This is a genomic window from Aeromonas sp. QDB56 (assembly GCF_027705505.1).
GTDB classification, from domain to species: Bacteria; Pseudomonadota; Gammaproteobacteria; order Enterobacterales; family Aeromonadaceae; genus Aeromonas; species Aeromonas caviae.
Map to the genome: position 1 here is coordinate 1 of NZ_JAPDBZ010000237.1, position 2519 is coordinate 2519.

Annotated in this window: 3 protein-coding genes; 1 reads left to right on the plus strand and 2 read right to left on the minus strand. The window is 43.8% G+C overall.

The annotated features are described in order from the left end of the window. The coding region (locus OKB81_RS19980) for a hypothetical protein (RefSeq protein WP_442866126.1) at window positions 1–309 on the plus strand (309 nt) is incomplete at its 5' end. A gap of 341 nt (window positions 310–650) precedes the next feature. Here the strand turns inward: OKB81_RS19980 and OKB81_RS19985 are convergent. Together OKB81_RS19985 and OKB81_RS19990 are read right to left on the minus strand one after the other, a co-directional pair. After that, window positions 651–1169, minus strand: coding sequence for an Lcl C-terminal domain-containing protein (locus OKB81_RS19985; RefSeq protein ID WP_270805411.1), 519 nt, complete (start codon window positions 1167–1169; stop codon window positions 651–653). A 111-nt stretch (window positions 1170–1280) separates the two neighbouring features. Beyond that, entirely contained in the window at window positions 1281–1766 is a 486-nt protein-coding gene (locus OKB81_RS19990; RefSeq protein WP_270805412.1) for a hypothetical protein, read from the minus strand. Between the last annotated feature and the right edge of the window lie 753 nt (window positions 1767–2519).

The window sequence follows — 2519 nt, forward strand, 5'->3', positions numbered from 1 at the left end:
AATGAGCGTTCACATTGGTCCGGAAATGGTGTTCACGTTGAACCGGAATCGGTGTTCATGATCGGCCGGAATATGCAGATACGGATGGCCTACTGGCGGCAGTGGCGAAAGCCGCGCACCAAGGTACGGAACCTGATGAGCCGGGGCGTCCACGTTCGGACGGCGGTGGCATGTGGCATCACCAGTAAAGGCCCATGGCGTAGCTCGAAAACCCCGGGGATCCAGCAGGCGTTATCGAACGCCTATCTGAAATCCCAAGGATTGTTTGCGCTGCGCGATGGTTGGATACGGCTTCACCATTCTAAGTGAAACGCCCTGTGCGGACCCGCACGCAGGGTGTTGTGGGGGCTGGGGGCTAGAAACCCCCGGCTACCCGATTATGCAGCTCTTCCAAATCACTAAGTAGGCTTTCGAGGCTTTGGACTAAGTCAGTGTCTACAGAGTTATAGTTTAGTGCTTGAATGATATATGACTTTACGTTTTCGTACTGCTCAGAAGGTAAATCCTCTACCTTAACGAGAGCCAACTCTTTGTTAATTTCTTCGCATTCAAGAGGTGACAGTTCACCGCCATTTTTGATACTGAATAGTATTTTGCAAATACATTTTAGCTTTCTCCAGGGAGATTTAACGAATTACTAACCAACAAACTCAATCTAGTGTTCTTACACAACGTATCCAAAGAGTGTTTCCGGGCTCATAGCCCAGAGTATCAGGTTTAACGAAGTCAACAATATGTACTCCTGGTATGTGTGCTGTATCTTTCCACTCAGCTACTGAAGCCTTATAAACATTCACAACCATAGTTGGGGAGTCGCTCCAGTAAGCTGGGCAAGTGTTATAACGTAACGGATCTTTAATGTACCTTCCTTCACCGTTATTATTTATCAATGATTGTAACTCTTCTTTCGTTGGTAGCCTCCAATCGCTAAACCCTGCATAAAGCTCTCTATTCATCCTTTCGACATAACTAGTACAATCACGTATCTCTGGCTCAAGTTTAGGCTTGCATGATTCTGCTATATCATCGACTTTGTTTTTGTGCCATACATACATAAAGTCGATATTCTCTTCACTCTTAACTTCCCACATCAATCCGGAATCATTATCTACCCAAGCTAAAACTCCGTCGTCAAACTCGATGATCGCATCTTGATCATATTGAATCATATTTAAACCTCCATGGTTAATTCAGTTTATTTGAGTGCATAACATTTTAGTTATGGGGCGCGCGGCTTTATGCGCGTCCCAGTGAGCGAAGCGAACGACTTGAACTATTTGTTATACAAATCTAATTAGCGAGCCGCTCCGCTTTGCTTTCCAATAAGCATCACGGATTTCTTTGATGTAGTTTTTACCTAATGTGACATCGTATGTTGCCAGTAGGCCATCACACACAAGAATTCCGTTAAATGGGATTAGTGCGGTATTAACCACGGCAAACTCTTTGGATAGTTCTTCGATGCGCGTTGTTAATGCAAATGCCATATAGAAAGCACCTGTCTCTATATGCATAAAAGCATAACCATCTTTATAATTTTTAAGATATATGAATTTTCCATAAACTGCACGTCTCAGGTTGTTCACAAAATCGCCACCAACAACACCTGACATTGCATCATTAATTTCATCAAGGCAGTTATAAATTTCAGGTCGAATGGCTGCAAACTCCAAAGCGCCATTTGGAAGCAATCCACCATTCAAGTACATCATCACCGCTTGATATTTATATAATAAATCATCTGCAATACTTCGTTCAATAAGCATTCATGCGTACCATTTGTATCGTATAACATTTTAAATAACCGGACCGCGAAGCGGGTCCGGCGGAAGCCCGAAGGGCTGAAGCAAAGTTTATTTATTTGTTAGGCTTCTTGCGTTGCCAGAACAAAGGAATGATGAACCACTGAAGTAACCCAAGTAAAAAATAAACTGCCCATATGGCGGATAAGGCCACTCGACTGTTGTATGGGAATAAGTTGAAATCTTGAAGTATGTTGATTGCTGGAAACATTAGAATACAAGCCAGGATGCTGGAAGGCGCTGAGGTTATAAGCATATAAAAAGTTAGGTTGCCAGAAACCTCAGATGTCTGTATGCCTGTAAATGAATACTGTGCGATGGTAATAGCCGCAATTGATGAGCACAACCAAAATAATCGCATTATTTTTATCCAATGCATCACAGACTCCTCATGTGCGGCAGCCTAACGCCTGAATTAGGTGGCATGCTCAAAATAACTGCCTGACGTACTGCAGTGCGGGCTGTCCCGATGCGCCATCTGTGCATTCTTCTGGTGCGCTCGAGAATAGGTTTCGCGCGAGCCTCTTTGAAGGCTCGTTAGAAGTCGAAACTATCGCTTCAACATACAGATGAGGCATCTTGGCCCGTTTGAAGCCATTGGTTAGTTCATCGAAGGCCTTCTGAACGACTGTCGTTCCATACCTCAGAGATCCCCTCATTTTTAGAGACTCAAATAATTCCAAGTGTGCGGGTATATAAGCGGTGTTGCTTCAGGTA

What these genes read in the sequence shown, in the direction of transcription:
- OKB81_RS19985 (WP_270805411.1), bottom strand. Translation starts at nt 1,169, where the DNA reads ATGATTCAATATGATCAAGATGCGATCATCGAGTTTGACGACGGAGTT.
- OKB81_RS19990 (WP_270805412.1), bottom strand. Translation starts at nt 1,766, where the DNA reads ATGCTTATTGAACGAAGTATTGCAGATGATTTATTATATAAATATCAA.